Source organism: Streptococcus sp. 2022WUSS083, from assembly GCF_044427155.1.
In the GTDB taxonomy this organism is placed as follows: Bacteria; Bacillota; Bacilli; order Lactobacillales; family Streptococcaceae; genus Streptococcus; species Streptococcus hashimotonensis.
This window is the reverse complement of the sequence record NZ_JAOTGK010000011.1, coordinates 1-26767: the sequence shown is the minus strand read 5'-3', so window position 1 is coordinate 26767 and position 26767 is coordinate 1. Positions and strand designations below refer to the sequence as shown.

22 protein-coding genes, 12 tRNA genes and 1 rRNA gene are annotated in these 26767 nt (G+C 41.7%); 10 read left to right on the top strand and 25 right to left on the bottom strand.

Annotation, left to right across the window (positions count from 1 at the left end):
• Window positions 1-136: 136 nt before the first annotated feature.
• The 3 genes from rpoC to pbp1b all read right to left on the bottom strand — a co-directional run bounded on the left by rpoC (window position 137) and on the right by pbp1b (window position 10515).
• Window positions 137-3784 (bottom strand): DNA-directed RNA polymerase subunit beta', encoded by a 3648-nt coding sequence (gene rpoC, locus ODU41_RS10640; protein WP_398578996.1) that lies wholly within the window; start codon window positions 3782-3784, stop codon window positions 137-139.
• Window positions 3785-3961: 177 nt separating this feature from the next.
• Entirely contained in the window at window positions 3962-7534 is a 3573-nt protein-coding gene (gene rpoB, locus ODU41_RS10635; RefSeq protein WP_002936570.1) for a DNA-directed RNA polymerase subunit beta, read from the bottom strand.
• Between the two features lie 557 nt (window positions 7535-8091).
• Window positions 8092-10515, bottom strand: a complete 2424-nt coding sequence (pbp1b, locus tag ODU41_RS10630; RefSeq protein WP_024383200.1) for a penicillin-binding protein PBP1B — start codon at window positions 10513-10515, stop codon at window positions 8092-8094.
• A gap of 153 nt (window positions 10516-10668) precedes the next feature.
• Here pbp1b and tyrS point away from each other — a divergent pair, with 153 nt between their 5' ends.
• Together tyrS and ODU41_RS10620 are read left to right on the top strand one after the other, a co-directional pair.
• Complete coding sequence (gene tyrS / locus ODU41_RS10625; RefSeq protein ID WP_024415510.1) at window positions 10669-11925, top strand: tyrosine--tRNA ligase; 1257 nt, start codon at window positions 10669-10671, stop codon at window positions 11923-11925.
• A gap of 57 nt (window positions 11926-11982) precedes the next feature.
• Window positions 11983-12360 (top strand): HIT family protein, encoded by a 378-nt coding sequence (locus ODU41_RS10620; RefSeq protein ID WP_253217814.1) that lies wholly within the window; start codon window positions 11983-11985, stop codon window positions 12358-12360.
• 27 nt (window positions 12361-12387) lie between these two features.
• Here the strand turns inward: ODU41_RS10620 and ODU41_RS10615 are convergent, their stop codons facing one another.
• The 9 genes from ODU41_RS10615 to ODU41_RS10575 form a co-directional block, all read right to left on the bottom strand.
• Window positions 12388-12597, bottom strand: coding sequence for a heavy-metal-associated domain-containing protein (locus ODU41_RS10615; protein WP_253217815.1), 210 nt, complete (start codon window positions 12595-12597; stop codon window positions 12388-12390).
• Window positions 12594-13040 (bottom strand): CopY/TcrY family copper transport repressor, encoded by a 447-nt coding sequence (locus tag ODU41_RS10610; RefSeq protein WP_253217816.1) that lies wholly within the window; start codon window positions 13038-13040, stop codon window positions 12594-12596. The genes ODU41_RS10615 and ODU41_RS10610 overlap by 4 nt, the downstream gene beginning before the upstream one ends.
• Before the next feature lie 98 nt (window positions 13041-13138).
• Window positions 13139-14650: a zinc ABC transporter substrate-binding protein AdcA gene (locus ODU41_RS10605; protein WP_029752496.1), complete on the bottom strand. Its 1512-nt coding sequence runs from the start codon at window positions 14648-14650 to the stop codon at window positions 13139-13141.
• A 9-nt stretch (window positions 14651-14659) separates the two neighbouring features.
• Window positions 14660-15472: a metal ABC transporter permease gene (locus ODU41_RS10600; protein WP_002936593.1), complete on the bottom strand. Its 813-nt coding sequence runs from the start codon at window positions 15470-15472 to the stop codon at window positions 14660-14662.
• On the bottom strand, window positions 15465-16169 hold the full coding sequence (locus tag ODU41_RS10595; protein ID WP_002936595.1) for a metal ABC transporter ATP-binding protein: 705 nt from the start codon (window positions 16167-16169) through the stop codon (window positions 15465-15467). The genes ODU41_RS10600 and ODU41_RS10595 overlap by 8 nt, the downstream gene beginning before the upstream one ends.
• Window positions 16170-16613, bottom strand: a complete 444-nt coding sequence (locus tag ODU41_RS10590) for a zinc-dependent MarR family transcriptional regulator (RefSeq protein ID WP_253217817.1) — start codon at window positions 16611-16613, stop codon at window positions 16170-16172.
• Between the two features lie 169 nt (window positions 16614-16782).
• A complete protein-coding gene (locus tag ODU41_RS10585; protein WP_253217818.1) occupies window positions 16783-16971 on the bottom strand; it encodes a hypothetical protein in 189 nt (62 codons plus the stop codon).
• Between the two features lie 196 nt (window positions 16972-17167).
• Entirely contained in the window at window positions 17168-17998 is an 831-nt protein-coding gene (locus tag ODU41_RS10580; protein WP_253217819.1) for a hypothetical protein, read from the bottom strand.
• Between the two features lie 6 nt (window positions 17999-18004).
• Window positions 18005-18136 (bottom strand): LPXTG cell wall anchor domain-containing protein, encoded by a 132-nt coding sequence (locus ODU41_RS10575; RefSeq protein WP_370695987.1) that lies wholly within the window; start codon window positions 18134-18136, stop codon window positions 18005-18007.
• Window positions 18137-19500: 1364 nt separating this feature from the next.
• On the opposite strand from ODU41_RS10575, the gene ODU41_RS10570 reads away from it, so the two are divergent.
• The 8 genes from ODU41_RS10570 to ODU41_RS10535 all read left to right on the top strand — a co-directional run bounded on the left by ODU41_RS10570 (window position 19501) and on the right by ODU41_RS10535 (window position 25516).
• Window positions 19501-20022, top strand: a complete 522-nt coding sequence (locus ODU41_RS10570) for a hypothetical protein (RefSeq protein ID WP_398578995.1) — start codon at window positions 19501-19503, stop codon at window positions 20020-20022.
• 184 nt (window positions 20023-20206) lie between these two features.
• Window positions 20207-20779, top strand: coding sequence for a hypothetical protein (locus ODU41_RS10565; RefSeq protein ID WP_398578994.1), 573 nt, complete (start codon window positions 20207-20209; stop codon window positions 20777-20779).
• Window positions 20780-20833: 54 nt separating this feature from the next.
• Entirely contained in the window at window positions 20834-21073 is a 240-nt protein-coding gene (locus tag ODU41_RS10560) for a hypothetical protein (protein ID WP_398578993.1), read from the top strand.
• On the top strand, window positions 21030-22394 hold the full coding sequence (locus ODU41_RS10555; protein WP_398578992.1) for a cell division protein FtsK: 1365 nt from the start codon (window positions 21030-21032) through the stop codon (window positions 22392-22394). Before ODU41_RS10560 ends, ODU41_RS10555 begins: the two co-directional genes overlap by 44 nt.
• 295 nt (window positions 22395-22689) lie before the next feature.
• The gene (locus tag ODU41_RS10550; RefSeq protein ID WP_398578991.1) at window positions 22690-23109 is read left to right on the top strand and encodes a hypothetical protein; all 420 of its coding nucleotides are present in this window, start codon (window positions 22690-22692) and stop codon (window positions 23107-23109) included.
• Window positions 23110-23113: 4 nt separating this feature from the next.
• A complete protein-coding gene (locus ODU41_RS10545; protein WP_044756375.1) occupies window positions 23114-24130 on the top strand; it encodes a replication initiation factor domain-containing protein in 1017 nt (338 codons plus the stop codon).
• A gap of 56 nt (window positions 24131-24186) precedes the next feature.
• Window positions 24187-24393, top strand: a complete 207-nt coding sequence (locus tag ODU41_RS10540) for a DUF3173 domain-containing protein (RefSeq protein ID WP_029989014.1) — start codon at window positions 24187-24189, stop codon at window positions 24391-24393.
• Window positions 24383-25516 (top strand): tyrosine-type recombinase/integrase, encoded by a 1134-nt coding sequence (locus ODU41_RS10535; RefSeq protein WP_398578990.1) that lies wholly within the window; start codon window positions 24383-24385, stop codon window positions 25514-25516. The genes ODU41_RS10540 and ODU41_RS10535 overlap by 11 nt, the downstream gene beginning before the upstream one ends.
• 86 nt (window positions 25517-25602) lie before the next feature.
• On the opposite strand, the gene ODU41_RS10530 is transcribed toward ODU41_RS10535, so the two are convergent.
• The 13 genes from ODU41_RS10530 to rrf form a co-directional block, all read right to left on the bottom strand.
• Window positions 25603-25686 (bottom strand) — tRNA-Leu (locus ODU41_RS10530).
• Window positions 25687-25697: 11 nt separating this feature from the next.
• A tRNA-Gln gene (locus ODU41_RS10525) sits at window positions 25698-25769 on the bottom strand.
• 11 nt (window positions 25770-25780) lie between these two features.
• Window positions 25781-25853: transfer RNA gene (locus tag ODU41_RS10520), tRNA-His, on the bottom strand.
• A 7-nt stretch (window positions 25854-25860) separates the two neighbouring features.
• Window positions 25861-25931, bottom strand: a tRNA-Trp gene (locus ODU41_RS10515).
• A 7-nt stretch (window positions 25932-25938) separates the two neighbouring features.
• Window positions 25939-26019: transfer RNA gene (locus ODU41_RS10510), tRNA-Tyr, on the bottom strand.
• A gap of 20 nt (window positions 26020-26039) precedes the next feature.
• Window positions 26040-26112, bottom strand: a tRNA-Phe gene (locus ODU41_RS10505).
• Between the two features lie 15 nt (window positions 26113-26127).
• A tRNA-Met gene (locus ODU41_RS10500) sits at window positions 26128-26201 on the bottom strand.
• Window positions 26202-26210: 9 nt separating this feature from the next.
• Window positions 26211-26300 (bottom strand) — tRNA-Ser (locus ODU41_RS10495).
• A gap of 5 nt (window positions 26301-26305) precedes the next feature.
• Window positions 26306-26377 (bottom strand) — tRNA-Glu (locus ODU41_RS10490).
• A gap of 6 nt (window positions 26378-26383) precedes the next feature.
• Window positions 26384-26457: transfer RNA gene (locus ODU41_RS10485), tRNA-Ile, on the bottom strand.
• A 30-nt stretch (window positions 26458-26487) separates the two neighbouring features.
• Window positions 26488-26558 (bottom strand) — tRNA-Gly (locus ODU41_RS10480).
• A 5-nt stretch (window positions 26559-26563) separates the two neighbouring features.
• A tRNA-Val gene (locus ODU41_RS10475) sits at window positions 26564-26636 on the bottom strand.
• Between the two features lie 5 nt (window positions 26637-26641).
• Window positions 26642-26757, bottom strand: a 5S ribosomal RNA gene (gene rrf, locus ODU41_RS10470).
• Window positions 26758-26767 lie beyond the last annotated feature (10 nt).

The following is a 26767-nucleotide window of genomic DNA, read 5'->3' as shown; positions in this document are numbered from 1 at the left end:
TGGCCAAGAAAATAGTCCAAGATAATAGAGATAAAAAGAAAAACACAGACAGTACGGCTGGATTTCATCAAAATCAGCTTGAATCTATCTGTGTTTTTTATTTACTGGCTAGTTTTTGCCCAGCCTCCATCTTAATTTATTCAGTTACCGCTTCAAGCTCTGCTTCTGCAGCAAGCTCTTCTGCTACTGTGTCTTCAATGATTTCAACTTCATTGATGGCTTGTGGTTCAAGATTACGGTAGCGGGCCATACCTGTACCTGCTGGGATAATCTTACCGATGATAACGTTCTCTTTAAGACCGAGAAGGTTGTCACGTTTACCACGAATAGCTGCATCTGTAAGAACGCGAGTTGTTTCTTGGAAGGATGCGGCAGACAAGAATGAGTTGGTTTCAAGAGACGCTTTTGTGATACCCATAAGAACTGGACGAGCTGTTGCCGGAATACCACCTGCAATAACCACTTCCGCATTGGCATCTGTAAAGTCTGTGATATCCATGAGGGTACCCATGAGAAGATCTGTGTCACCTGGATCCATGACACGAACTTTACGAAGCATTTGACGAACCATTACCTCGATGTGCTTGTCGCCGATTTCTACACCCTGGCTACGGTAAACTTTTTGAACTTCAGAAAGAAGGTAAGTTTCAACCGCCAAGACATCACGGACTTCAAGCAAGCGTTTTGGTTGGATAGAACCTTCGGTAAGGGCTGCTCCACGCGCGACTTGGTCACCAACTTCAACCTTCATACGGGCTGTAAATGGAACCACATATTCGCCTTCGCCAGTTTTCCCTTTAACAAAGACTTTCTTGGTACGAGTAGATGCATCTTCTTCAATAGCGATAACTTCACCTTTAACCTCAGTGATAACCGCTTCCCCTTTCGGATTACGGGCTTCAAAGATCTCTTGGACACGAGGAAGACCCTGCGTGATATCGCTGTTTGAGGCTACCCCACCCGTGTGGAAGGTACGCATTGTAAGCTGTGTACCAGGCTCACCGATCGATTGGGCAGCGATTGTACCAACTGCTTCACCCACTTCAACCGCATCACCTGTTGCCAAGTTGATACCATAACAATGACGGCAGACACCGTGACGAGTATTACATGTAAATACGCTACGGATGGTTACTTGTTCAACACCTGCATTGACTATTTCACGAGCAATGTCTTCTGTAATCAATTGGTTTGGACCGATAATAACGGCCCCAGTTTCAGGATGTTTAACAGTTTTCTTAGTGTAACGACCTTGCAAACGCTCTTCAAGTGGCTCGATCATTTCCTTGCCATCTGTGATTGAACGGATGTCAAGACCACGGTCTGTTCCACAGTCGTCTTCACGGATAATAACGTCTTGGGCAACGTCAACCAAACGACGAGTCAAGTAACCTGAGTCAGCTGTCTTCAAGGCCGTATCCGTCATACCCTTACGGGCACCGTGAGTTGAGAAGAACATTTCCAATACTGAAAGACCTTCACGGAAGTTAGACAAGATAGGCAATTCCATGATACGTCCGTTCGGAGCTGACATCAAACCACGCATACCGGCCAACTGGGAGAAGTTGGAGATGTTACCACGGGCACCAGAGTCCATCATCATAACAATTGGGTTCTTAGGATCTTGTTTTTCAACCAGGCGTTTTTCCAATTTTTCCTTAGCTGAACGCCATTCATCTGTAACAGCTGCATAGCGCTCATCGTCAGTAATCATACCACGACGGAATTGTTTCTTGATTTGTTCTACACGTTCGTGAGATTCTTCAATGATTTCAGCCTTGTTGTCGATAACTGGGATATCGGCAATACCCACTGTCAAACCAGCAAGTGTTGAGTGATAGTAACCCAAGTCTTTCAAACGGTCAAGAAGGGCTGATGTTTCAGTTGTACGGAAACGCTTGAAGATTTCAGCGATGATGTTACCGAGATTTTTCTTCTTGAATGGCGGGTTGATTGGCAATGCTGCAATAGCAGCCTTGATATCTGATCCTGGTTCCAAGAAGTATTTATCAGGAGTTCCTTCTGTCAAGTTAGCGTTGTTTGGCTCTTGCAAGTAAGGAAGTCCTTCAGGCATAATCGCGTTAAACAAGATTTTTCCGACAGTTGTCATCATGACCTTGTGTTTTTGGTTGTCTTTCCAAGGTTTATCAAGGCTATCCGTTGCGATACCAACACGGGTATGCAAGTGAACATAGCCATTGCGGTAAGCCATAACAGCCTCATCCGCATCCTTGAAGACCATACCTTCACCTTCACGACCAGCATCTTCCATGGTCAAGTAGTAGTTCCCCAAAACCATATCCTGAGATGGTGTTACGACTGGTTTACCATCTTTAGGGTTAAGGATGTGTTCTGCCGCAAGCATAAGGATACGTGCTTCTGCTTGTGCTTCTTCTGACAATGGAACGTGAATCGCCATCTGGTCACCGTCGAAGTCGGCGTTGTAGGCTTCACAGACAAGCGGGTGCAAACGAAGGGCTTTACCGTCGATCAGAACTGGCTCAAAAGCCTGGATACCCAAACGGTGAAGGGTAGGTGCGCGGTTCAAAAGAACTGGGTGTTCTTTGATCACTTCTTCCAAGATATCCCAAATACGATCATCCCCACGTTCAATCAAACGTTTTGCAGCTTTTACGTTACCAGCAATATCACGGGCAACAATTTCACGCATGACAAACGGTTTGAAGAGCTCGATAGCCATTTCGCGTGGCACACCACATTGGTACATTTTAAGAGTTGGACCAACGGCGATAACGGAACGTCCTGAGAAGTCAACACGCTTACCAAGCAAGTTTTGACGGAAACGTCCTTGCTTACCTTTAAGCATGTGGCTGAGTGATTTAAGTGGACGGCTACCTGGTCCTGTAATTGGGCGACCACGGCGACCGTTGTCAATCAAAGCATCCACAGCTTCTTGGAGCATCCGTTTTTCGTTTTGTACGATGATACCTGGAGCGTTAAGTTCCAAGAGACGAGCCAAACGATTGTTACGGTTGATAACACGGCGGTAGAGTTCGTTCAAGTCAGATGCGGCAAAACGGCCACCATCCAACTGAACCATCGGACGCAAATCTGGTGGAATAACTGGAAGGATATTGAGAATCATCCACTCAGGCTTGTTACCAGATTTGTAGAATGCATCCAATACATCCAAGCGACGAACTGCTTTAATGCGTTTTTGACCAGAAGCTGTTTTCAATTCTTCTTTTAAAGCTGCGATTTCTTTTGGAAGATCGACTTGTTTCAAGAGGTCTTGGATCGCTTCTGCACCCATTTTGGCAACGAATGAACCATAGCCATATTCACGCAAACGCTCACGGTATTCGCGCTCAGTCATAATTGACTTGTGCTCAAGCGGTGTATCTTTAGGATCGATCACCACATAAGCCGCGAAGTAGATAACTTCTTCAAGCGCACGTGGGCTCATATCCAAGGTCAAGCCCATACGACTTGGAATGCCTTTGAAATACCAAATGTGTGAAATTGGTGCTTTCAACTCAATGTGTCCCATACGTTCACGACGTACTTTTGCACGAGTCACTTCCACACCACAGCGGTCACAAGTAATCCCTTTATAACGGATACGCTTGTATTTACCACATGAACACTCCCAGTCTTTTGTTGGACCAAAGATGACTTCGTCAAAGAGTCCATCACGTTCTGGTTTAAGTGTCCGATAGTTGATTGTTTCAGGTTTTTTAACCTCACCGTAAGACCATGAACGGACCTTACTTGGTGAAGCTAACGTGATTTGCATACTTTTAAATCGATTTACGTCAACCACTAATAATCCCTTTCTTTTCTTGTGAGAGGCTGGATTCCCAGACCTCAAATTCTTGAACAATAATCAGCAGAATGGATAGCTTGTAAGCTATTTTTCTATAAATCAGATGGTGGAAGACCGTTGGCCCTTATCTCTTTCAGTTCTGAGGTTTGGACCAACTTGTTCCATCCATTCTAATTATTCTTTGCCTTCTGCTTCTTCTGCTGCAAAGGCTGCAGCTGCGTCAGCTGCGGCTTTTGCACGTGCTTTTTCAAGATCATCTACGTGGATGATGTCATCATCTTCACCTTCATCAAGGTCACGCAATTCTACTTCATTGTTGTCTTCATCAAGGACACGCATATCCAAACCAAGTGATTGCAATTCTTTGACAAGAACGCGGAATGATTCTGGAACACCTGGTTTTGGAATTGGTTTACCTTTGGTGATGGCTTCATAGGCTTTAAGACGGCCTGTCACATCATCTGACTTGTAAGTCAAGATTTCTTGAAGGACGTTAGAAGCACCGTAGGCTTCAAGGGCCCAAACCTCCATCTCACCGAAACGCTGACCACCAAACTGAGCCTTACCTCCGAGTGGCTGTTGGGTAACGAGTGAGTATGGTCCGACTGAGCGGGCGTGAAGTTTATCATCAACCATGTGGTGAAGCTTGATCATGTACATGACACCAACAGATACACGGTTGTCAAATGGCTCACCTGTACGGCCATCGTAAAGAATGGTTTTGGCATCTGAGTCCATACCTGCTTCTTTAACAGTTGACCAAAGATCTTCTGAACTTGCACCATCGAAAACTGGTGTTGCGATATGAATGCCCAAGTTGCGAGCCGCCATACCCAAGTGAAGTTCCATAACCTGACCGATGTTCATACGTGATGGCACCCCGAGTGGGTTCAACATGATGTCAACTGGTGTTCCGTCTGGAAGATATGGCATATCCTCAACAGGTACAATACGTGAAACGACACCCTTGTTACCGTGACGACCGGCCATCTTATCTCCGACCTTGATCTTACGTTTTTGAGCGATGTAGACACGAACCAACATGTTAACACCTGATTGCAATTCATCACCGTTGGCACGAGTAAAGATTTTCACATCACGAACGACACCATCGGCACCGTGAGGTACACGAAGAGAGGTATCACGTACTTCACGTGACTTGTCACCGAAGATTGCGTGCAAGAGACGCTCTTCAGCAGAAAGATCTTTTTCACCTTTTGGTGTAACTTTACCAACAAGAATGTCGCCCTCTTTAACTTCGGCACCAATACGGATAATCCCCATTTCGTCCAAGTTGCGAAGAGCATCTTCACCAACGTTTGGAATTTCGCGGGTGATTTCTTCAGGGCCTAACTTGGTATCGCGTGTTTCTGATTCGTATTCTTCCAAGTGAACAGATGTATAAACATCGTCTTTCACAAGGCGTTCAGACATGATAACCGCATCCTCGAAGTTGTAACCTTCCCAAGTCATGTAGGCAACGATAGGGTTTTGACCAAGAGCCATTTCCCCATTTTCCATAGAAGGTCCATCTGCGATGAAGTCGCCTTTTTCTACGATGTCGCCCAATTTTACAAGGGTACGTTGGTTGTAGGCAGTACCAGAGTTTGAACGACGGAATTTAGAAATGTGGTAGACATCAAGCGATCCATCTTCACGACGCACTTCTACCTTATCCGCATCTGCGTAAACAACCTTACCATCGTGTTGAGCGATAATTGCCGCACCTGAGTCGTGGGCAGCCTGGTATTCCATACCAGTACCAACGTAAGGTGCTTTTGGATCAATCAATGGAACAGCCTGACGTTGCATGTTGGCACCCATGAGGGCACGGTTGGAGTCATCGTTTTCCAAGAAAGGAATACACGCTGTCGCAACGGCAACTACCTGCTTAGGTGAAACGTCCATGAAATCTGCTGAATCTGCTGGGAACTCTTGGTTGTTACCTTGGTGACGTCCCATAACAATCTTATCAACGAAACGGTTGTTTTCATCAAGTGGCGATGTTGATTGTGCTACGATGTAGGCATCTTCTTCATCGGCTGTCAACCAAACGATCTCATTTGTAACTGTACCAGTTGCACGGTCAATCTTGCGGTATGGTGTTTGGATGAAGCCATACTTGTTGAGGTGACCATAAGAAGACAAGTTGTTGATCAAACCGATGTTTGGTCCCTCAGGCGTTTCAATCGGACACATACGACCATAGTGAGTGTAGTGAACGTCTCGAACCTCATAACCAGCACGGTCACGAGTCAAACCACCAGGTCCCAAGGCTGACAAACGGCGTTTGTGAGACAACTCAGAAAGTGGGTTGTGTTGGTCCATGAACTGTGACAACTGAGATGAACCAAAGAATTCTTTGATTGCGGCTGTAACAGGGCGGATATTGATGATTTGTTGTGGCGTCAATACTTCATTGTCTTGAACCGACATACGCTCACGCAAGTTACGTTCCATACGAGTCAAACCGATACGTACTTGGTTAGCAAGCAATTCACCAACGGCACGAATACGACGGTTACCCAAGTGGTCAATATCATCTACGCGACCAAGTCCTTCAGCCAAGTTTAGGAAGTAGCTCATTTCAGCCAAGATGTCCGCAGGTGTTACTGTACGTACGTTTTCTGCTGGATTAGCATTACCAATCACCGTCACAACACGTTCTGGATCCTTAGGAGCTACAATCTTGAATTTCTGCAAAAGAACTGGCTCAAGAAGAACAGCATTGTCATTTGGAATATATTCTACCAAGTTGAGCTCATCGAATTGTGCTTCTACTTTTTCAAGCACATCACGACTCAATACAGTACCAGCTTCCAAGACAATTTCGCCTGTCTCACCGTTAATCACATGCTCAGCAAGTGTTTGGTTGAGCAAACGAGTACGGAGGTTGAGTTTTTTATTAATCTTGTAACGACCAACAGGTGCCAAATCGTAACGACGTGGGTCAAAGAAACGAGCTGTCAAAAGACTACGAGAGCTTTCAGCTGTCTTTGGTTCACCTGGACGAAGGCGCTCATAGATTTCCTTAAGCGCTTCATCCGTACGAGAATCTGCTGGGTTTTTATGAATATCTTTTTCAATGGTGTTGCGAACCAATTCGCTATCACCGAAGATGTCAAAGATTTCATCATCGCCTGAGAAACCAAGCGCACGAACAAGCGTTGTGAACGGAATCTTACGCGTACGGTCAATACGAGTGTAGGCAATGTCTTTTGAATCTGTTTCCAATTCCAACCAAGCTCCACGGTTAGGGATAACCGTTGAACCATAACCTACTTTACCGTTCTTATCTACTTTATCATTGAAGTAGACACCTGGTGAACGAACCAACTGAGAAACGATGATACGCTCTGCACCGTTGATGATGAAGGTACCCATTTCAGTCATGATTGGAAACTCACCGAAGAAGACTTCTTGTGTCTTGATCTCGCCAGTTTCTTTATTCACCAGACGGAAAGTTACATAAATTGGAGCTGAGTAGTTCGCATCATGCGCACGCGCCTCTTCCAATGTGTATTTAGGCTCTTTCAATTCATAACCAACGAATTCCAATTCCATGGTATCCGTAAAGTTTGAAACTGGAAGTACATCTTCAAAGACTTCTTTCAAACCATAATCTAAAAAGTCTTGGAAAGAGTCCGTTTGGATTTCAATCAAATTTGGTAAATCAAGAACTTCCTTGATTCTTGAAAAACTACGACGGGTACGGTGCTTACCGTACTGAACTTCATGTCCTGCCAAAAGTTTTCTCCTTTGTAATAAGATACGAGACCGTGAAAACCAAAGTGAAAATAGAAGAGTAACGCCGTGTCACCAGACACAAGGAGCTCTATCTTTTTCACACAGGTTTTAGGTCGAGTTCAATTAAAGATACGAGGGCGTTTAACACTCCAAAAGAAAATAAGCGGTAAGTCCGAAATCTTTGATTTCGTTGACGCACCCTCGTCAGAACGACTAGGACTTTCTAGACCAATAGTCGAAGAAAGTTCAGTCGTTTACGACGCCAAGGGGTAAACAAAGTCAAAGTTCCACAAACTGTATCTTTTTCTACAGGAGTGTAGCCCGAGTTCAATTATATACAGCCATGTGATGACCAACATTCATCCTTTTTCTGAATTTTTAGAATTTTTAAGAATAGGTAACAATTCTCAAAAAAATTCCTCATAGACACAAAAAGAGCAGCTAAATCTTCCTTTGAAAAAGTTTGATTTAACTGCTGCAAGCCTTGTTTGGACAATATTTCAAACAAGACACACGACAAATAATTTATACTATTATAGCACAAGTACTAGGAAAAATCAAGGTGAATCATTATTCGCTTGCTCACTAGTTGCTGTTTGCGTTTCTGATGACTGGTTCGTGTTATTAGCTGAAGAACTCGTGCTACTCCGAGTCGAACTGCTTCGTTGGGTTGAGCTACTTGATGTTGGCGTTTGGGAGCCGATAATTGTATTCCAAGCCTGTGCTCGGTCACTATCTGTCCCCCCAACCATGAAGTTATAGCTCGTTACTGGTGCACCATTTTTAGCCCAATAACTAGTTGTCATCGCACCACCAACTGTTACTTGGCGCCCATTTACCTGTGTCGTCCCTGCACGTTGACCTGTAGAAGCAACAACGCTAGAAGCAATAACACTACTGTCTAATTCAAATTTTCCTGCGAACATATCCGCATTAACATTGTAAAGCGCATCAACCATATGGGCCACATATTGTGAATTATTGTGGTAGCCTGTCCAGACATACATTTCTGAGTTATCATCATTCCCAGCCCAGGTACCTAAAGTTACTCTAGGGGTTGATAGCATGAGCCACACGTCATTGACTTCATTACTTGTTCCCGTCTTACCGACGAAATCAGATGATGCTGCCTGTGGGTTTAAACCACTCAATCGACTCTTGAACGTCGTAGTATAACCAGAGTTGACAACCTGTCTCAAAAGCTGGTTCATAATACTTGCAGTTGCTTTAGAATAGACCTGAACCGGAGCCGCTTCATGCTGATACACTACTGTTCCATCAGAGGCAGTAATGCTTTCAACAATGTAATGTTTGTTATAAACGCCACCATTTGCCAAAGTTTGATAGGCATTGGTATTTGTCAATACTGAAATTTCAACACCACCGCCCAACGGTACACTTTCAATATCGTACATAGGAATATGATAATTCATTTTATCCATGTACGCTTTGGCATCTACACCTGCATTTCTCATCATCTTATAGGTCCAAAAAGCAGGAATGTTAACAGAACGGTCAATAGCCGTCTGTAAGTTCATCATACCAGTACCACGTCCTGAACCATACATAATCGGTTGTCCACTTGAGAAGTTCGTTGGATAATCGGAAAGGATGCTGGCAGAACCTATCAAACCTTGATCAATCGCAATACCGTAAGCTAACAGAGGCTTGATGGTTGACGCTGGCGAACGAAGGGTATCAAAGGCATGGTTATTTTGGTTGGTTGCATAATCGCGACCACCCACAAATCCTAAAATGGCTCCTGTGGCATTATCAATTAAGACACTACCTGTCTCGACATATTCGTTTCCATCATCCAAAACAGAGCCATAATTTGCCACAACAGACTGCATCGCCGCATAGATTCCTTGATCAACGGTACTCTTAATCGTATAGCCGCCTTGACTCAATTCTTGCTTAGCCAATTCTTCATAGGAAGCCTTAGTTTCATCGTTTTTCAAGTCATTTTCAGAAACCTTATCGCGTTTTACCAGATAATCAAACATAACCTCTTGCGCTTCTTCCATGACCTCGTAGTAGAGATAATCTTTCGTATCCGCCATTACAGGAGCTGGAGCAATAAAATCTTGTTTAATATCGTAAGCTTTGTAGGTTTCGTATTCTTCCTTGGTCAAGAATGACGCCCGATACATATTAAAGAGAACATCTTGATAGCGTTCAATACCGTAAACCATATCTTCATCTGATTTACGTGTTCCATCTGATGCATAGGGAGAATAAACAATCGGACTTTGAGGCAAGCCTGCAATAAAAGCAGCCTGCGGAACAGTCAAGTCTTTCGCTGGTTTACCAAAAATTCCCTGAGCCGCAGCTTCTACCCCTGCAATATTTCGTCCCTGATTATTTCGACCAAATGGAGAAACATTTAGGTAAATGGTTAAAATCTCTTCCTTGGTCATATTCCGCTCTAATGCCAAAGCCGAAACAATCTCATTAGCCTTACGCGTAAAGGTTGGAGCATCTCCGACAAGTTGCTGTTTTATCAATTGCTGCGTCAAGGTTGAACCACCGCTAGATGAACCTAGACCAACCGATCCCAGTGCCGCACGCAAAACAGCCTTAGGCACAACCCCATTGTGGGTTTCAAATGTTTCATCCTCTGTCGCAATTACAGCCTGTTTTAGATAATTCGAGACCTCTTCCGAAGTAATAGGTACACGAAGCAGATCTGAATTAACTTCCGACACCAAGCTACCATCCGAATAGGTAACGGTGGAAATCCGACTAACTTCTGAAACCTTCGCTACCAGTTCCTCTGTTTTGGGAATCTTAACGTCATCAAAAAGACTAACCACGAAACCAATTCCTATACCCGCACCAAAAAGACCGAATAGGAACACCAAGACAGCTACTGAATTGAATAATAATTTCAGCGTCCGAAGGAAAACTCCTACCACATCCCCTAAGCCTAGGGCACTGATTTTCTTTTTAAAATCTTGCTTATCTGATTTAGTCGCCATATTAACTCCTTATCGTTCCATTATACCAAATTTTGTTTATTTTCCGCAATTTCGTGGTATAATAGGGAGGAATTTTTTAAAATGAAGTTCGGTCCAAAAATCATATAAAATGGTTTATGGTCCTGTATATTAAACCTAAAGGAGACAGCCCACATGAACATTTTTGAAGAACTAAAAGCTCGTGGCTTGGTCTTTCAAACGACAGACGAAGAAGCCTTGGTAAAAGCATTGACAGAAGGACAGGTTTCTTATTACACAGGCTACGACCCAACAGCAGATAGTTTACACTTGGGGCACTTGGTTGCTATCTTAACTAGCCGTCGCTTGCAACTAGCTGGCCACAAGCCTTACGCCCTAGTTGGCGGTGCAACTGGTCTGATTGGCGACCCTTCCTTCAAGGATGCGGAGCGTAGCTTGCAAACCAAAGACACCGTGGACGGTTGGGTAACAAAAATCCAAGGTCAGCTCTCTCGCTTCTTGGATTTTGAAAATGGTGACAACAAGGCCGAAATGGTCAACAACTACGACTGGTTCTCAGACATCAGTTTTATCGACTTCCTTCGTGATGTTGGTAAATACTACACTGTCAACTACATGATGAGCAAGGACTCTGTGAAAAAACGGATTGAAACAGGGATTTCCTACACCGAGTTTGCCTACCAAATCATGCAGGGCTATGACTTCTACGAGCTCAATGACAAGCACAATGTGACCCTACAAATCGGTGGTTCTGACCAATGGGGCAATATGACTGCAGGTACCGAGTTGCTTCGCCGCAAGGCTGACAAGTCTGGTCACGTGATGACTGTTCCCCTCATCACTGACTCAACAGGTAAGAAATTTGGTAAGTCTGAAGGCAACGCCGTTTGGTTGGATGCCGACAAGACTTCTCCATATGAAATGTACCAATTCTGGCTCAATGTCATGGATGACGATGCCGTTCGTTTCTTGAAAATCTTTACTTTCTTGTCATTAGATGAGATTGCTGAAATCGAGAAACAATTTGACGCTGCCCGCCATGAACGCTTGGCTCAGAAGATTTTGGCTAAGGAAGTCGTGACATTGGTCCACGGTGAAGAAGCCTATAACCAAGCCCTTAACATCACCGAGCAATTGTTTGCTGGCAACATCAAAAACCTATCCGCAAAAGAACTCAAACAGGGCCTCAGCAACGTTCCAAACTACGCTGTACAGGCTGAAGACAACCTTAACATCGTTGAACTCCTAGTCACCTCTGGTATTGTCAGCTCAAAACGCCAAGCTCGTGAGGATGTAGCAAATGGTGCCATCTATGTCAACGGTGAGCGTGTGCAAGACTTGGACTACACTCTTTCTGACAGCGACAAAATCGACGGCGAGTTAACCGTTATCCGTCGTGGGAAGAAGAAGTATTCAGTTTTGACTTATTAATATTTTTCAAAGGAAATCCACCGTGATTTCCTTTTCTGCTAACCTAGGAGAAAAGACATGACCTGCATTTTTTGCCACCAACTCAACGAAAATGACATTCTCTACCAGACAGAACATTTTAAGGTGGTCTGGGATATTGACCCTATTCAAACTGGGCATCTATTGATTATCAGCAAAGACCACTATGACACCTTCAGTCAAGTCCCACCTGCTGTTCGCTATAAACTGTCGGACTTGGAAGTTTTTTTGACTGAAAAACTCTGCCAGGAATTAGCGATTGACGGTGTGACCTTAGCTTGCAATGACCGCTTGTTTGATGCCGGAACCCATTTCCATGTCCACCTGATTCCACGCTTTCGATCAGACGGCTTCTGGGACCAAATTTCACTTGCACAAGTACAGCTTGACCTGAACGCCTTTCTCAAAACATTATAAAAAGCAGCCCGACAGCTGCTTTTTCCTTTATACCAACTCTTCTACTTCATAGATAGTATCTTCCAAGGCCTCTTGATAACCTTCCAAGTCATAGACCACAGAAGTTTCCACCTCCGCCAACTGTTCTTCCAGCTGGATGTTCACTTCTTCCACCCCGTCCAAATCCAAGAGGTGATTGGTCACATGTTTGACACAGTTCTGACAGGATAAGTTTTTCAATTTCAAAGTTTGCTTCATGGTTTTTCTCCTTTTGCATGATGTCCACAAGTACATTGACCCACCAAGCACCGACAAGCGATTCGCTCAGGTGCAGTCTTTTGTAGTTGGGCTATTTTACTAGCTAGATGTTCAAGGCTTTTTTGGGAAAATGTCCCTGTGTCTAGCAAGTTTTCAACCAGTTGCCCCTGTTTTGTGGAGCAGATGGTAGCTAGTAAGAGCTCCACCTGCCCCTGCAAATGCTCCTCCTCACTGATGAGAGGATAATAGTGGTACTTGCTGGTTTCCTTAGCCATTCTCAGATAGTTTTTCTTCCGCAGACGACCTAAAAGGGTCTTAATAGTCGTCGCCTGCCAGTCAAAACCTTCCTGCAAGGCCTGAATAATTTCCTGCGAAGTCGCACCAGGCCGGGCCCACAGAACCCGCATGACTTGCCACTCCGCACCAGAAATCGTCTGCTCCACAAACTCACCTCCCGACAATGATTTTCTAATTTTAGTTTACATTTGTAGTCAAAAAATGTCAAGAAAAAGGACTGAACATTCTGTTCAGCCTTATTTTCTTAGTGAGCCAGCATCTCCTGACCAATTTCCAAACCAGTCAAACCAACAGGGTAGTATGTCGGCCAGTTTTCCAACTCTTCCAAGAGTTTTTCTTGGCTCTCTCCACCAAAATAGATATGGAAGTGACCTGTTTTAACAGGGGCGATATTGTGGTCGCTAAATTGAACATATTTATAGTTACCAGCATTTGCATCCGTTGCTTCAAACAAGAAACGAACACCACGATTTCCTTTTTTGTAGGTCAAAATCTTATAACCCACATACTTATACGTGAATTTTTCTTTCTTATCTCCCACTACAAATTCCATGGTATTATCTGTAATGTTAATTTGATCAACATCTGTTTTGTAGCCAGTATCGTAATAAGCCTTGTACTCTTCAGCTGTCATACCACCTTTGATCTTAGCCTTGTAATCCCAGACCTGATCTAGTGTACCATCAAGCAAGTATGGATAAACAGATTGCCACTCACCTGCATAATCTGAAAGAGTACGATCTTTTACGGCACTATCTTCAAAATAACCGTTATAAACAGTTTGCGCAGTCTCAGCACCCTCTTCTGGCAAAATTTCAGAACCTTCTTGGGAAGTTGTTTTTTCAAGGGCAGTCAGATTATCTTCCATAACAGAAATATAATCCTTACCATTTTTCATATCCTCATCCGTCAAACTTTCAAGAGGATTAAGAACGTCCAACTGAACCCCAGTCTCTTTGGCAAGTGTTTCTGCAACAGATTTTGAAGCATTTTCTTCAAAATAGATATACTTAATACCATATTTATTAATATACTCTGTCAATTCTGCTAGACGTGATGGAGTTGGATCTTCATCCGCAGTAACACCTGTAATAGAAACTTGTTTCAAACCATAGTCCAAAGCCAAATATGCAAATGCAGTATGCTGTGTAACAAAGTATTTCTGTTTCGCAGCAGATAATGTTTCAGAATATTTAGCATCCAAAGCATCTAATTTCTCAATATAGGCTGCCGCATTTGTTTCAAAAGCATCTTTCTTTTCTGGGTATTTAGCTACCAAACTATCACGAATATTTTCTACAAGTGTGATGGCACGCTCAGGAGACAACCATACATGCGGATCATAAGCATGGCTATGCCCCTCCTCACTATGGTCGTGACCTTCATGTTCCTCCTCACCACCAGGCAAAAGCAACATCCCCTCCGTCGCACTAATCACGTTAACCTTTGTTGTATCAAGTGATTTTTCAACATCATGGACCCATGTTTCCATATTTTCATTTTCATAAACAAAAGCATCTGCCTCTTGGATACGAGCAATATCTTTAGCTGACGGCTCATAACCATGAACCTCTGTCCCAGCCTTAACCAACAGATCAACATTTGCCTCATCACCTGCCACCTGCTTGGTGAACTCATAAACAGGATAAAAGGTCGTTACAATATTCAACTTCCCATCTTCTGAAGCTGTGCTATTGCCACAAGCCCCCAAAAGCAAAGCTGAGACAGACAAGAATAATAAACCAACTTTTTTCATCTTAACTCCTTATTTTTTAAATTTTTGAACAACATTCACCAGTAAGAAAATACTAATGAAAATCAAGGTAATACTTGCACTCGCTGGGGTTTCTGCATAGTAAGAAGTCAGCAACCCCATGACCATTCCAAAAAAGCCAATGCCCATCCCAGTAAAGATAACAGCTTTAAAACTCTTACCAAGTCGCAATGCAATAGAAGCAGGCAAAACCATAATTGTTGAAACCAGCAAAGCACCTGCCGCAGGAATCATTAAGGCAATGGCAACACCAGTCACCACATTGAAGGCAATGGACATAGCTCGCACAGGTAACCCATCTACAAATGCCGTATCCTCGTCAAAGGTAAGAATATACATTGGACGTAAAAACAACAATGTCAGCACGATGACAATCACAGCAATCGTAAACAAAGCAATTACCTGCTCCTGACTAATGGTCACTATCGAACCAAACAGATATTGTTCCAGGCTAAGCCCTGATTTCCCACCAGATTTATTCATGACAATGAGCGAAATAGCCAAACCAGTCGACATGAGGATAGCCGTCCCAATTTCCATAAAATTCTTGTAAATTGTCCGCAAATACTCTAAAAATACAGCTGCCACAATAACGACAAGAACAGTCGAAAGTGTTGGTGAAATCCCCAATACCAAACCAAATGCAACCCCCGCCAACGAAACATGACTAAGAGTATCCGACATCAAACTCTGCCGTCTAAGTATCAAAAAGACCCCCAAAATGGGCGAGAACAGACTCATCGCAATGATTGCCAGGAAAGCACGCTGCATAAAGTCATAATGAAATACAGATAGATCAAACATGGGCAACCTCCTCATCCGCTTCATGAACATTGAAACAACGCCAAGGAGACTGCTGATCACGAACCAAGTGAATGTTTCGATCAGCATACTTATTCAGCTCATCAGGATCATGAGTTATCATCAAAACCGACTTTCCATGCTTCTTAGCCGAATGGTGCATGAGCTGGTAAAAAGCATCCTTGGTCCCTGCATCCATCCCTGTTGTCGGTTCATCCAGAATAAAAATATCTGGATCAGAGGCAAACATACGCGCAATGACCGCACGCTGCTTCTGCCCACCACTCAAAGCACCTAAGCGCTTATCACGATGTTCCCACATTCCAACTGATTCCAAACTAATCCGAACATGTTCCTCATCATGGGCTGTCAAACGACGAAACCAACCTTGTCGAGGATAACGCCCTGATTTTACAAATTCGTAAACCGTGCTCGGAAAACCAGCATTAAAACTTGCAATTTGCTGAGGTAAATAGGCCATTCTCAACTTCTTACCCTTTATACTCTTCTCAGCAATAGAAACCTTCCCTTGTTTGGGCTTCAATATCCCCAAAGTCGCCTTAATAAGGGTTGTCTTGGCTGCGCCATTCTCACCAGTCAAAGTCACAAATTCCCCACTATCAAGATAATAATGAATATGTTCTAAAACCGGTTCTTTGTCGTAGTAAAACGACAAGTCTTCCACAGTAATATATCTCATTTATTTTCTAATCTTCTCCACTAACTCACTTAAGAATCGAACAATTGACTCCTGCTCTTCAAGACTATAATTTTCCAAAAGCTCTTCATAAGCTTCCAAGGTATGCGCGTGATGATGAGCATGCTCTGCAGCAATAGGCTTAGCAGCCTCAGTCAAACTAAAGCGAACAATACGAGCGTCCTTATCATCTCTAACCGCCACCAATAACCCCTGAGCAACTAATGACTTTGTAGCCTTCGTGATCGCAGCCTGACTAACATTCAACTCCTTAGCAATCTCAGTATTAGTATATGCAGCCTTTTCAATAAGCATCAAAATATGCTCCTGCGTATTCGTCAACTTCACCGTGCTTTGACAAGAGCCAACCAAAATCTCCAATTGATTCTCCGAACTCAAAACAATCTCGTGCAGGTACTTCTCAATTTCTAATGCAATACGATTCATAGGCATCCCCTTAACCTTTTAATTAACTTGTTAAGTATACCACATAGAAAACAAAAAAACAAGGAAAATTTACTGAAAAAAAGTATATCTATCCATAGCAACTCGTAAGCCTTCTTAATAAAAAAGAAACACCAATTTCTCAGTGTTCCTTCATATCAAACTATTCTTACTATCTGTTAACAGCAGATTCCGCCTCTGTTGTAACATCCCTATACTCGATATTAGTCAAGCTTGCATAGACATCATCGATACTATCACGATAAAAATGATCCGACTGAGCAGATAGCTTAACCATTTTATCTTTATCTAGTTCACTCGGTGCTTCTAGTGTAACAATACCATCCTTGTCAATAATCAATTTAGAGAAATTGTAAACATAGAAATCTGTTGAAGTTTTGACAAAAGAATCTTCTTTTAAAAGAAACCGATAGATATTCTTTCGTTCCCACCTGACAAGCCGTTAACACCAAAACTGACAAGGCTACAAAACCTACTCTTAATAATTTCTTTTTCATCTTTCTCCTACAAGCCAGGACTTCTCCAGTTCATTTGAATCAGCGAATAGTTGCATGGACGCCGTAACGCTCCATGTTAGCTAATTTTTCATTAGCTCGCGCATTCTGGATAGCTACCCTTGCCGCGGGATCTTCCAAATGAGCCTGCCCTTTACGAAGTCGCTCTGCCTGAACACGCAGTTGTGAAATTTGAGCATTCCTCCGCGCCAATTGTTCCGCCATTTTTTTCTGTTGATTCATCACAGATTGCTGATGCTGTTCTGTCCGCCAAAGGTTAGCAGCTTCTTGGAAATTCGTTGCACGGAAATCCTGCAACAAGACCAACATACCCGCAAAATCTGTCAAATTTGCAAAATTATCAGGGATCAGAGACAAGAAATAAAGAAGTGTCTGTTTGCTTTCCAATGCTAACTTATCTGCAAGGAGCGACTGATATTCTTGAGAATGTTCCGCTTCAACAGTTGCTTCTTGAGTAACCTTCTCAAGTTGTTTCTTACTAAGTACATTTACAGTATAATTGAGACCGAAAGCCGAATGTTTTTTATTAGTCGGTCTAGCCATAAGCCACATAAAGAGACGGACTGTAGCCTGCCCAAATAGATACATCACCCCCATCATGAAAAGAGCGTTGAAAAAATTATTGCCGAGTTCAACCACTCCCATCAGGGCAAAAATGATACCACCAATATTTCCATTCCGATTATACTTAGCTGTTGTAGCCTGTTTAACACGCGTACGAATAGTCTGTTCAACAATAGAAGACATTTTATTCTTAATAGTAAAGAATTCATCAATCTGCACATACAAATACTGCAAAATATCAATGAGTTCCTCGCGACCAAATTGGTTTATATTTTGTTGTTCTGCCATTCTTTCCTATCCTCTTCTCCGTTTTTTTGCATAACCTAGTCCAAGACCAGCAAGGGCCGTGTAGCCTAACAATACCAAAAGGCTTTCTTGTGAGCCCGTTTGTGGCAGCTGTTTTTGCGGCTGCTTTAGTTTTCGCATCAGCCTGTGCTTGTGCAAGAGCTGCCGCTGTTTGGTTAGCAGTCGCTTGTTGTTGCGTTTGTGTTTCCGTAAGACTTGCAAGGTCGCTGGTCTTTTTAGCATCTGCGGCTTGGGCAGTTGCAAGGTCGCTTTGTGCCTTGTTTTCGGCTGCTTGGGCTCGTGTTAGGGCTGCTTCTGCATTATCACCTGCAATGATTGCAGCAGCTCCAGTACCATCTAGAACTGCTTGTGCATTATCCACAGCTGTTTGAGCATTGTCCACAACAGTCTCTTGAGCGTCAATGACCGCTTGGTCACTATTTACTTTAGCTTGTGCATCATCGGCTTTTGCTTGTGCTTCAGCTGTGTTTTCAGCGGCTTGAGTAGCCTTGCTTTCAGCTTCTGAAATAGCTGTTTGCGTATCAGCCACCCCTGTTTCAGCATTCACAATATTTTCATCCCTTGCTTCGGCCTTGTTTGTTTCAGCCTCTGCAACCACTTCAGTAGCCCTTTCAACCACGTTTACGGCATTTTCTTCGGCAACACTCGCATCCACCACCACAGCTGTCTGATCAGCTACAGCCTGGTCAGCAGCAGTCTTAATAGTAGCCGCCTGATCAACCGTTGCTTCAGTCGGTGTTTCTGTTACAACAGCAGTACCATTGGTCACGATAACACCTGATACTGTCTTCAATACCTACACTAGCTGTCAGAGACACCTCAGGGCTCTCAACAGGGCTTGTAGGCGTATTTACATCTTCTTCAGCTTTTAGCAATTAGGAAAGGCTTGGCTGGAAAGTCAAGCCTTGTTATACTAGTATAACAAGCGATTTGTCAGGTATTTTGTGCAATATTTTCATTTATTTGTCAAAAAAAGATCTAAAATTTTTACATACTTTTCCAAGTCAATAAGAGATGAGAAGAACACCCCCATGAAAGCTTGTCATCAGCCCAAAGGAAAAACTGAAAGCATTATTTTCCATGCCCAAACTAATCAGCACCTTAAATACAGGAAACAACTGCATCAATTTTCAGAAGCTCACCTTCCCATTATCAACATACTAAAGTAGAAGTACTATACCAAATCTAACATTACTACAATGTCAGAAATATTCTGAGCCTAAAACCACCCTACCCGCCAGACAAAGCAAAAAAGAAACGCTGATAAATCAACGTTTCTTCATAAACTATACCGGCGGCCGGGGTCGAACCGGCACGTCCTTGCGGACACTGGATTTTGAGTTTGAAACCAAGGAACTTATAGCCACTCAAAGCCTATTAAATCGCCTTTTTACAATGTTTATTCTGTCGCAAAAGTAACAGAATTTTTTATTTTGGAATTCTTTTGGTATTTTTGCTTGACTTCTGCCAGTATAGATGATAGAATGTTTATATCAAATACAACAAAACTGAAAACAGGAGTAAAAATGCGCTCACACCTTGGAGTACGTCTATCTTACGAAGCGAAGTATTGGTTAGAATCAATACAAGCAGTAATTCAGGAAAAGTTAGACGCTAAAATAAATGAACAAGATATAGAAAATTTAGAACATGCAACAAAATCATATTTGAAAGAAGTTGACAATGAATTAGGGGCAACTTCAGTAACTTTGATTTTAAAAGCCTCTGCATCAAGTGTTTTAGAAGAGGCTTTTGAAAAAACGAAATCTTTAAGTTTGAAAGATTGGCATAAATTAGATAATGAAATGAAACATTCGATTTCGTCTATTCCAAAGGATAAGGATGTTGGAACCTTGTCTGTAAGATTTTTTTTGGAAAATTCTATTATTACATCATTGGAAAGTTATCAAAAAGAATTTATGACTTCTGAAATGGTTAGGCAAGTTAGATTGTCATATGTTCTAAAACTTGTTATTTTTGCTTATTATAAAGAAATAATGCAGTAGATGATTACAGTTTCTCATGGTAACATTGAGGAACTGTAGCTTAATCACTGTTGTTTATATCCGATACTACATTTACACATAAACACAAAAAGGAGAATGCTAATGAACTCAAGAGCTTCACCAATACTTATTTAAGAATACTTACTGTGACAATAAAATAGAGAAAGAGAAATGAGGCAATAATATGAAACCTAAAAAGAATATCATAGTACCAATAAAGCTAGTCCCAAGGACTGGAATTCATACCTTTGACGACGTTATCGAACAAGGGTATTGCCGTAGGCTATCAAAATACATTCCCGATGCAGTTATTGGGGGATTCTACATATACGATTCAAAAGATGCATTACCATATGCAAAAAAACTTAAAAATACTATTTATGGTAAGAATTTATCCGTTGGCTATCTAGCGAGATTGCTTAACATGTGGCATAGAGCTTGTCAGTCATTTCATATTACAACAGGTTCATGTTTGGCTGATGACATTTTCACTTCAAAAAAAATTAACAATGAGTCCTATTATTACAGGGGCAATACCTCGGATTTTATCACTGATAAGATTATAGACCATGTAAAAGAGAACCACCGCTCCTTCTCAAGAAAAGCAACCAACGAAGACAATATCTTAGCCGTTGAATGTGAATTTGATTTAGACCCTGATTTTTATTACTATGTTGTGAACAGACTAGGCTGGACTAAATTCAAATATAGCTACTTAGTTAAGGCTGTTGCAGGGGCGTTGTTATCCGAGGCTTAGAATTCAGGGGAGTTAACCCCTCCCCCTTTGGTTTTATGAAAGGAAATTATTATTATGAAAATTTATAAATTTATGTTTTATATCACATATCCAGCGTTGGTTTATTCTATTTATCTTTTGTTGGATTTTACCAATGATTACGGCACTCCCTTAGTAGAGACACTTTTTATTGCAGGAGGTTTTTTAGTCATACCACTCTTATTGATATTATTAAATTATCTATCAGAAAATGATAAGGGAGGGACAGATAATGAAGCTAATCAAGCTGAATCAAACAGTACGGGTGAGGTTTAATCCTTATATAATAACCTCTAAAAGATTGTTTTTGAGCAGAATCGGAATGGATTTATTTTTAGGAATATTATTGATAAACACTTGGGTTTCTCCATGCTCAATCCCTGTTAAATCAGTGCTTTCATTGATATTTATTGGAATGATTTACTCCATCGAAAAAATTTTCAGGTCTACTTTTATTAGAAAAATTCAAAGCGTATTATATGTCAGAGAATCTCTATTTGATATGCTGATTGGTCTAAATTTATACGAAGAAAGTGATAATGTAGTAACCAATAGTGCAACATTAAACTTTGAAATCTTGCCCAATAATATTGTAATGGTCGAAGTACCATTGTTTGGGAATAAGTTTTTAAAACTTCTAAAAAATCTTGAAGAATATCTTGTTCCAACCTTGGGTCTACCTCTACTATCCAAATATGAATTTCCTGACCATGTTATTTATAAACTTGGAAAGATGGAAGAAATTGAGCAGTATATATTCAATCGCCAAACATTGACTAGAGATTTTTTTGAAGGCATACCTACACCAATAGTTAAACTATCCAATACTCAGCAATTTTCTCTAAAACAGAATACTAATTTAGGAGTATATGGAAGGACGGGTACAGGGAAGACAATAGCTCTACAATGGTACTTATTTAATGCACTAGCTAAAGGTTGTGGCACTAATGATAATAGTTACCTAGGAATAGTGGATGGTAAGGCAGCGGATTTATTTGCACTTGGAAAACTTCTCCAAGAAGACTTAGGGGAGCAAATAGCAGTCGGCTCTTCACCTCAAATGTTAGCAAAATTATCAAGAGAATTTTGTAAGATTATGGATGAACGTTTCGAAATTATTGAGCGAAACAGCACACTAAATGCAGATGCCTATGATTTAGAGATGACTCCTAATTTTCTCTTTGTTGATGAGTTAGCTTCTATCCGTGACAGTTGTGGTTCTAGTAAACAAGGTAAGGAGCTGTGGAATGAAATTCTGCAAAACTTAGGCTTGATTGCACGCAAAGGACGGCAGGCAGGTTGCCACCTCTGCCTTAGTACCCAAGACCCAAATGCAGAGAATATTCCTGTTGAACTTAGAAACCAAATATCAGCAGTTTTGTACCTCGGAAATATAGGTAACGACCGATTGAAAATGGCATTTTCTATGTGTGAACTTGAGAATATACCTACGGTATCAGACAGGAAAGGGGAAGCTCTATTTTTCGCTGATGGAATAAATTCAGTTGAGCCTGTGTTGACAATCGTCCCGTTCGTCGATGTTAAAACAAAACAAGATTTTTTACAGGTAGTTAGAAATATACTGCCAAACTACTAATGACGGTCTTTCGGACTAGCGAAATAGGGACGATTGCCCAGGGGGCAGAATCGAGCGGAGCGTTCCTCTTTTCGCTAGGAGAAAGAGCCCACCGACTGCTTTGCAGGAGGTCGGAAAAATACCCCCAGCACTAATAGGGGGTGCACACATACATGAAATGTACTCTAAACCCTTGATACGTAAGGGGTTACGGCTTGTTGGTTATACCGAAGTCATTGAAACCCTTGTAGGAGAAGGGATTGAGTCGCTTTTCGTGTAGGATACGACTTTTTGAATAGAAAATGGAGTAATTATTATGACTTACAATATGACAGATACTACCCTTAAGATTGGGCAACTTGATTTGGATATGACACAGTTTGAAGTGCCGAAAAAAATTGTTATTCTATCTGCTAAAGTTAATAATAGGTATAACGAGGTTAATGGAGAACAGGTAAAGACCGATGAAGTTGTGAAGATTGTTTGTACTGCACTCGATGCTGATAAGGCTAAGGTGTTATCAGAAATAGGAATTTCAACTGAAGACTTAAAAGCTATCAACTTAGAAATTGTAGGTAATGTAGATAAGATTGCTACGCTCGCTCAAAATGAATCACTTTTGAATGTTCCGATTGAGGTGGTTAAGCCGAAAGTGCGTCTTGCTTGGAACATGGCAAGAAGTAACTGGGCAGGTGTTAAATTGGTATGTGAGGACATTAAAATTCTAGGAGCATAACCCTATGAATACAGTCAGAATTGATTATTTTGCAGTAACCGTTAAAAATATTCCTCCAGAAAGTGTTTTAACTGATATTCTTTTAATTCCTTTAGAAGATTTCACATTAAATAATTGGGGAATAAACAAGTACCAGCGACATTATGCTTGTTCTGAGATTAAAGTGTACTTTAATGAGGATAGACCTTCAATGGGGGTTTTTATCGAATTAAAAGGGCAAGGTTGTCGCCAATACGAAGAATTTTTGGACGGTAACGAAAATAATTGGATAGCTTTGATAGGTCGGTTGTATCAGTATTCGGTGAATTTTACTCGTTTAGATATTGCTCACGACATATTTGACGGTAGTTTAGATGTTCAGCGAGTATATGACTATTGCAAGAAAGGTTTATGTATCTCGAAAGCAAAGCATTTTGAGTATCATGAAAAATCTGTCTTAGAAAATGGAGAACGAGTTGGCGAGACGGTTGCTATAGGTTCCAGAGGTAATCAACAATGGTGTATTTACAATAAACGTATGGAACAACTTAGCAAGCAAGAGCTTGTAGAATATCCCTCTTGGATTCGTGCGGAACTTAGATGTTGGCAGGATAAGGCGAATATTATTGCAGAGCAATTGTTTCTAAAGCGTCCTCTGTCATCTATCTATTTTGAAGCTATCAATGGTCACTATCGTTTTGTGAAACCAAATGCGACAGATAGAAACCGCTGGAGAAGAAAAAAGGTCAAGTGGTGGCTAGACTATCTAAAGACCGAAAATCAGACCGTTTTGAGTGTTGAAAGGACTAAACCAACCCTACGACAGTCCGAGGCTTGGACAGAGAAACAAGTTGCAAAGACATTAGCAAAGGTTTATATAGCAAAATATCAAGCCTATGATGTTCAAAAGGCAGAAGATTATATTCAGAGTCTGCTAAAAGATGGATTGTCTCGGCTAACCGATAATGATGAAAAGGATATTGAGCAATATATCCGAGAGCAGAATAGCTCCCCATTATGGGGACAAAAAAGGACGACTTGAAAAATCGCCCCTAAAATTAACTAACTAGATTATAACAAAAGAAAGGAAAGTGTTCAATGATAGCAACCGTAAATAAGAAAGACCTAGTTGCTCTTGGGTTCTCTGAGGGCACTTCTAAACGCATTATCAGGCAAGGGAAAGAACTACTAATTGCAAGAGGTTTTTTCGTATACCGAAATAAGCGTATTGGTACAATTCCTGCTACCGTCGCTACTGAACTACTTGGATTTGATGTCTCTTTAGGTGCTCATCATGACCGTTAAAAAAGCAAAAAATGGAACTTGGACTGTTGACATTTCTGACGGTTTCCACCCTGTTACTCAAAAGCGGATACGGATTATTCGCAAAGGTTTCAAAACTAAGAAAGAGGCTTTAGAGTTAGAGCAGTATATCCGTGTCGTTGAGTTAAAAGAAAAACGATTTGATTTTTTGGTAACTACCGACATGCTTTTTGATATACTTGAGGAAGAAGACCAACAAAACAACAGGAAAATCAGCTACATCTCCACACAAAGAAATAACTATGAGCGACATATCAAGCCTTATTTTCTGAATACAAACTTAAATAAACTATCCTATGAGCACATTTTTGAATTTCGAGAACATCTTAAAACAAAGTCAAAAAAGCAAAATGATAGTGTTACGTTAAGCCATAATACAGTCAATAAAATAATGATACTTCTCAAGAAAATTTTTGATACAGGTGTAAGAAAATCATTGATAGATAAAAATCCTGTTGAAAATCTAAGAAAATTGCCTATTAGTAAGCCAACTATAAAATTTTGGAGTGTGGAAGAATTTAACGAATTTAGAAAACTCATTACAAGTGATGAAATAAGCTATGACCTATTCTTTACGATTGCCTTTTTTACTGGCATGCGACTTGGCGAGATACTAGCGTTAAATTGGTACGATATAAACTTAATCACTAATACTATTCACATCACGAAAACAGCTTACTTTGTTCACGGTATAAATCATATCAATAGCACAAAAACTAGGGCAGGCACTAGACATATTACAATCAATCATAAATTAGCAAGAATGCTTGGAGACTGGAAAGAAAAACAAAGGGACTTACTCAAAGAATTTACAACAGATACAGAAAGTCTTCAAGTTATTCAGAGTACACCACTACCAATCACAAAAAATATGATTGATAAAAAATTTAAGCAAATACTGGCTAGGAACAACTATCTAAAAAAGATACGAATACACGATTTAAGGCATTCTCACGCGTCTTTACTTATCAATCAAGGGGAAGATTATCTTGTAGTGAAAGAGCGTCTTGGACATGCCTCTATCACGACTACAATAGATACATATTCCCACCTATACCCTAGTAAACAAAAGACACTGGCGAACAAATTGGACGATATTTTTTAGAAAATGGAATTTATTGGTAACTCGAAAAAGACCAATAGAAAACATAAAAGAAAAGACAAGGCTTAGAAACCTTGTCTTTTAAACTATACCGGCGGCCGGGGTCGAACCGGCACGTCCTTGCGGACACTGGATTTTGAGTCCAGCGCGTCTGCCAATTCCGCCACGCCGGCATATAGTTGAACTGGGGTAGCTGGATTCGAACCAACGCATGAGGGAGTCAAAGTCCCTTGCCTTACCGCTTGGCGATACCCCAATATTAAAATAGGCGAGTGAGGGGAATCGAACCCCCGAATGTCAGAGCCACAATCTGATGTGTTAACCACTTCACCACACCCGCCATATAACACGGGCAGTAGGAATTGAACCCACACTGAAGGTTTTGGAGACCTTAGTTCTACCTTTAAACTATGCCCGTAAAGGTATGGAGAGAGAGGGATTCGAACCCCCGAACCCGAAGGAGCGGATTTACAGTCCGCCGCGTTTAGCCTCTTCGCTATCTCTCCGAAATATAATATTAAATTAATGGCGCGAGACGGAATCGAACCGCCGACACATGGAGCTTCAATCCATTGCTCTACCAACTGAGCTACCGAGCCAAATTCTTAAAGAAATTGCGGGAGCAGGATTTGAACCTACGACCTTCGGGTTATGAGCCCGACGAGCTACCTAGCTGCTCCATCCCGCGATAGTAGTAAGGAGGATGTGGGATTCGAACCCACGCACGCTTTTACACGCCTGACGGTTTTCAAGACCGTTCCCTTCAGCCGGACTTGGGTAATCCTCCAAATATAGTCCGTACGGGATTCGAACCCGTGTTACCGCCGTGAAAAGGCGGTGTCTTAACCCCTTGACCAACGGACCATATAATGGGCACGAGTGGAATCGAACCACCGACCTCACGCTTATCAGGCGTGCGCTCTAACCATCTGAGCTACGCGCCCAAACCAAGTTTGGGTATGAACTATGTTCAAAGCGGGTGACGAGAATCGAACTCGCGACAACAGCTTGGAAGGCTGTAGTTTTACCACTAAACTACACCCGCTTATATGGGAGTTAACGGGATCGAACCGCTGACCCTCTGCTTGTAAGGCAGATGCTCTCCCAGCTGAGCTAAACTCCCAATTTGCTAAGCGACTACCGTATCTAACAGGGGGCAACCCCCAACTACTTCAGGCGTTCTAGGGCTTAACTGCTGTGTTCGGCATGGGTACAGGTGTATCTCCTAGGCTATCGTCACTTAACTACTGAGTC

Coding starts and splice junctions, on each gene's coding strand:
- ODU41_RS10620 (WP_253217814.1), top strand. CDS start 11,983: ATGACCTGCATTTTTTGCCACCAACTCAACGAAAATGACATTCTCTAC.
- ODU41_RS10590 (WP_253217817.1), bottom strand. CDS start 16,613: ATGAATCGTATTGCATTAGAAATTGAGAAGTACCTGCACGAGATTGTT.
- ODU41_RS10575 (WP_370695987.1), bottom strand. CDS start 18,136: ATGCGAAAACTAAAGCAGCCGCAAAAACAGCTGCCACAAACGGGCTCA.
- ODU41_RS10545 (WP_044756375.1), top strand. CDS start 23,114: ATGAATACAGTCAGAATTGATTATTTTGCAGTAACCGTTAAAAATATT.
- ODU41_RS10580 (WP_253217819.1), bottom strand. CDS start 17,998: ATGGCAGAACAACAAAATATAAACCAATTTGGTCGCGAGGAACTCATT.
- ODU41_RS10595 (WP_002936595.1), bottom strand. CDS start 16,169: ATGAGATATATTACTGTGGAAGACTTGTCGTTTTACTACGACAAAGAA.
- ODU41_RS10615 (WP_253217815.1), bottom strand. CDS start 12,597: ATGAAGCAAACTTTGAAATTGAAAAACTTATCCTGTCAGAACTGTGTC.
- ODU41_RS10605 (WP_029752496.1), bottom strand. CDS start 14,650: ATGAAAAAAGTTGGTTTATTATTCTTGTCTGTCTCAGCTTTGCTTTTG.
- tyrS (WP_024415510.1), top strand. CDS start 10,669: ATGAACATTTTTGAAGAACTAAAAGCTCGTGGCTTGGTCTTTCAAACG.
- ODU41_RS10560 (WP_398578993.1), top strand. CDS start 20,834: ATGAAAATTTATAAATTTATGTTTTATATCACATATCCAGCGTTGGTT.
- ODU41_RS10600 (WP_002936593.1), bottom strand. CDS start 15,472: ATGTTTGATCTATCTGTATTTCATTATGACTTTATGCAGCGTGCTTTC.
- ODU41_RS10555 (WP_398578992.1), top strand. CDS start 21,030: ATGAAGCTAATCAAGCTGAATCAAACAGTACGGGTGAGGTTTAATCCT.
- ODU41_RS10550 (WP_398578991.1), top strand. CDS start 22,690: ATGACTTACAATATGACAGATACTACCCTTAAGATTGGGCAACTTGAT.
- ODU41_RS10565 (WP_398578994.1), top strand. CDS start 20,207: ATGAAACCTAAAAAGAATATCATAGTACCAATAAAGCTAGTCCCAAGG.
- ODU41_RS10535 (WP_398578990.1), top strand. CDS start 24,383: ATGACCGTTAAAAAAGCAAAAAATGGAACTTGGACTGTTGACATTTCT.
- ODU41_RS10540 (WP_029989014.1), top strand. CDS start 24,187: ATGATAGCAACCGTAAATAAGAAAGACCTAGTTGCTCTTGGGTTCTCT.
- ODU41_RS10570 (WP_398578995.1), top strand. CDS start 19,501: ATGTTTATATCAAATACAACAAAACTGAAAACAGGAGTAAAAATGCGC.
- pbp1b (WP_024383200.1), bottom strand. CDS start 10,515: ATGGCGACTAAATCAGATAAGCAAGATTTTAAAAAGAAAATCAGTGCC.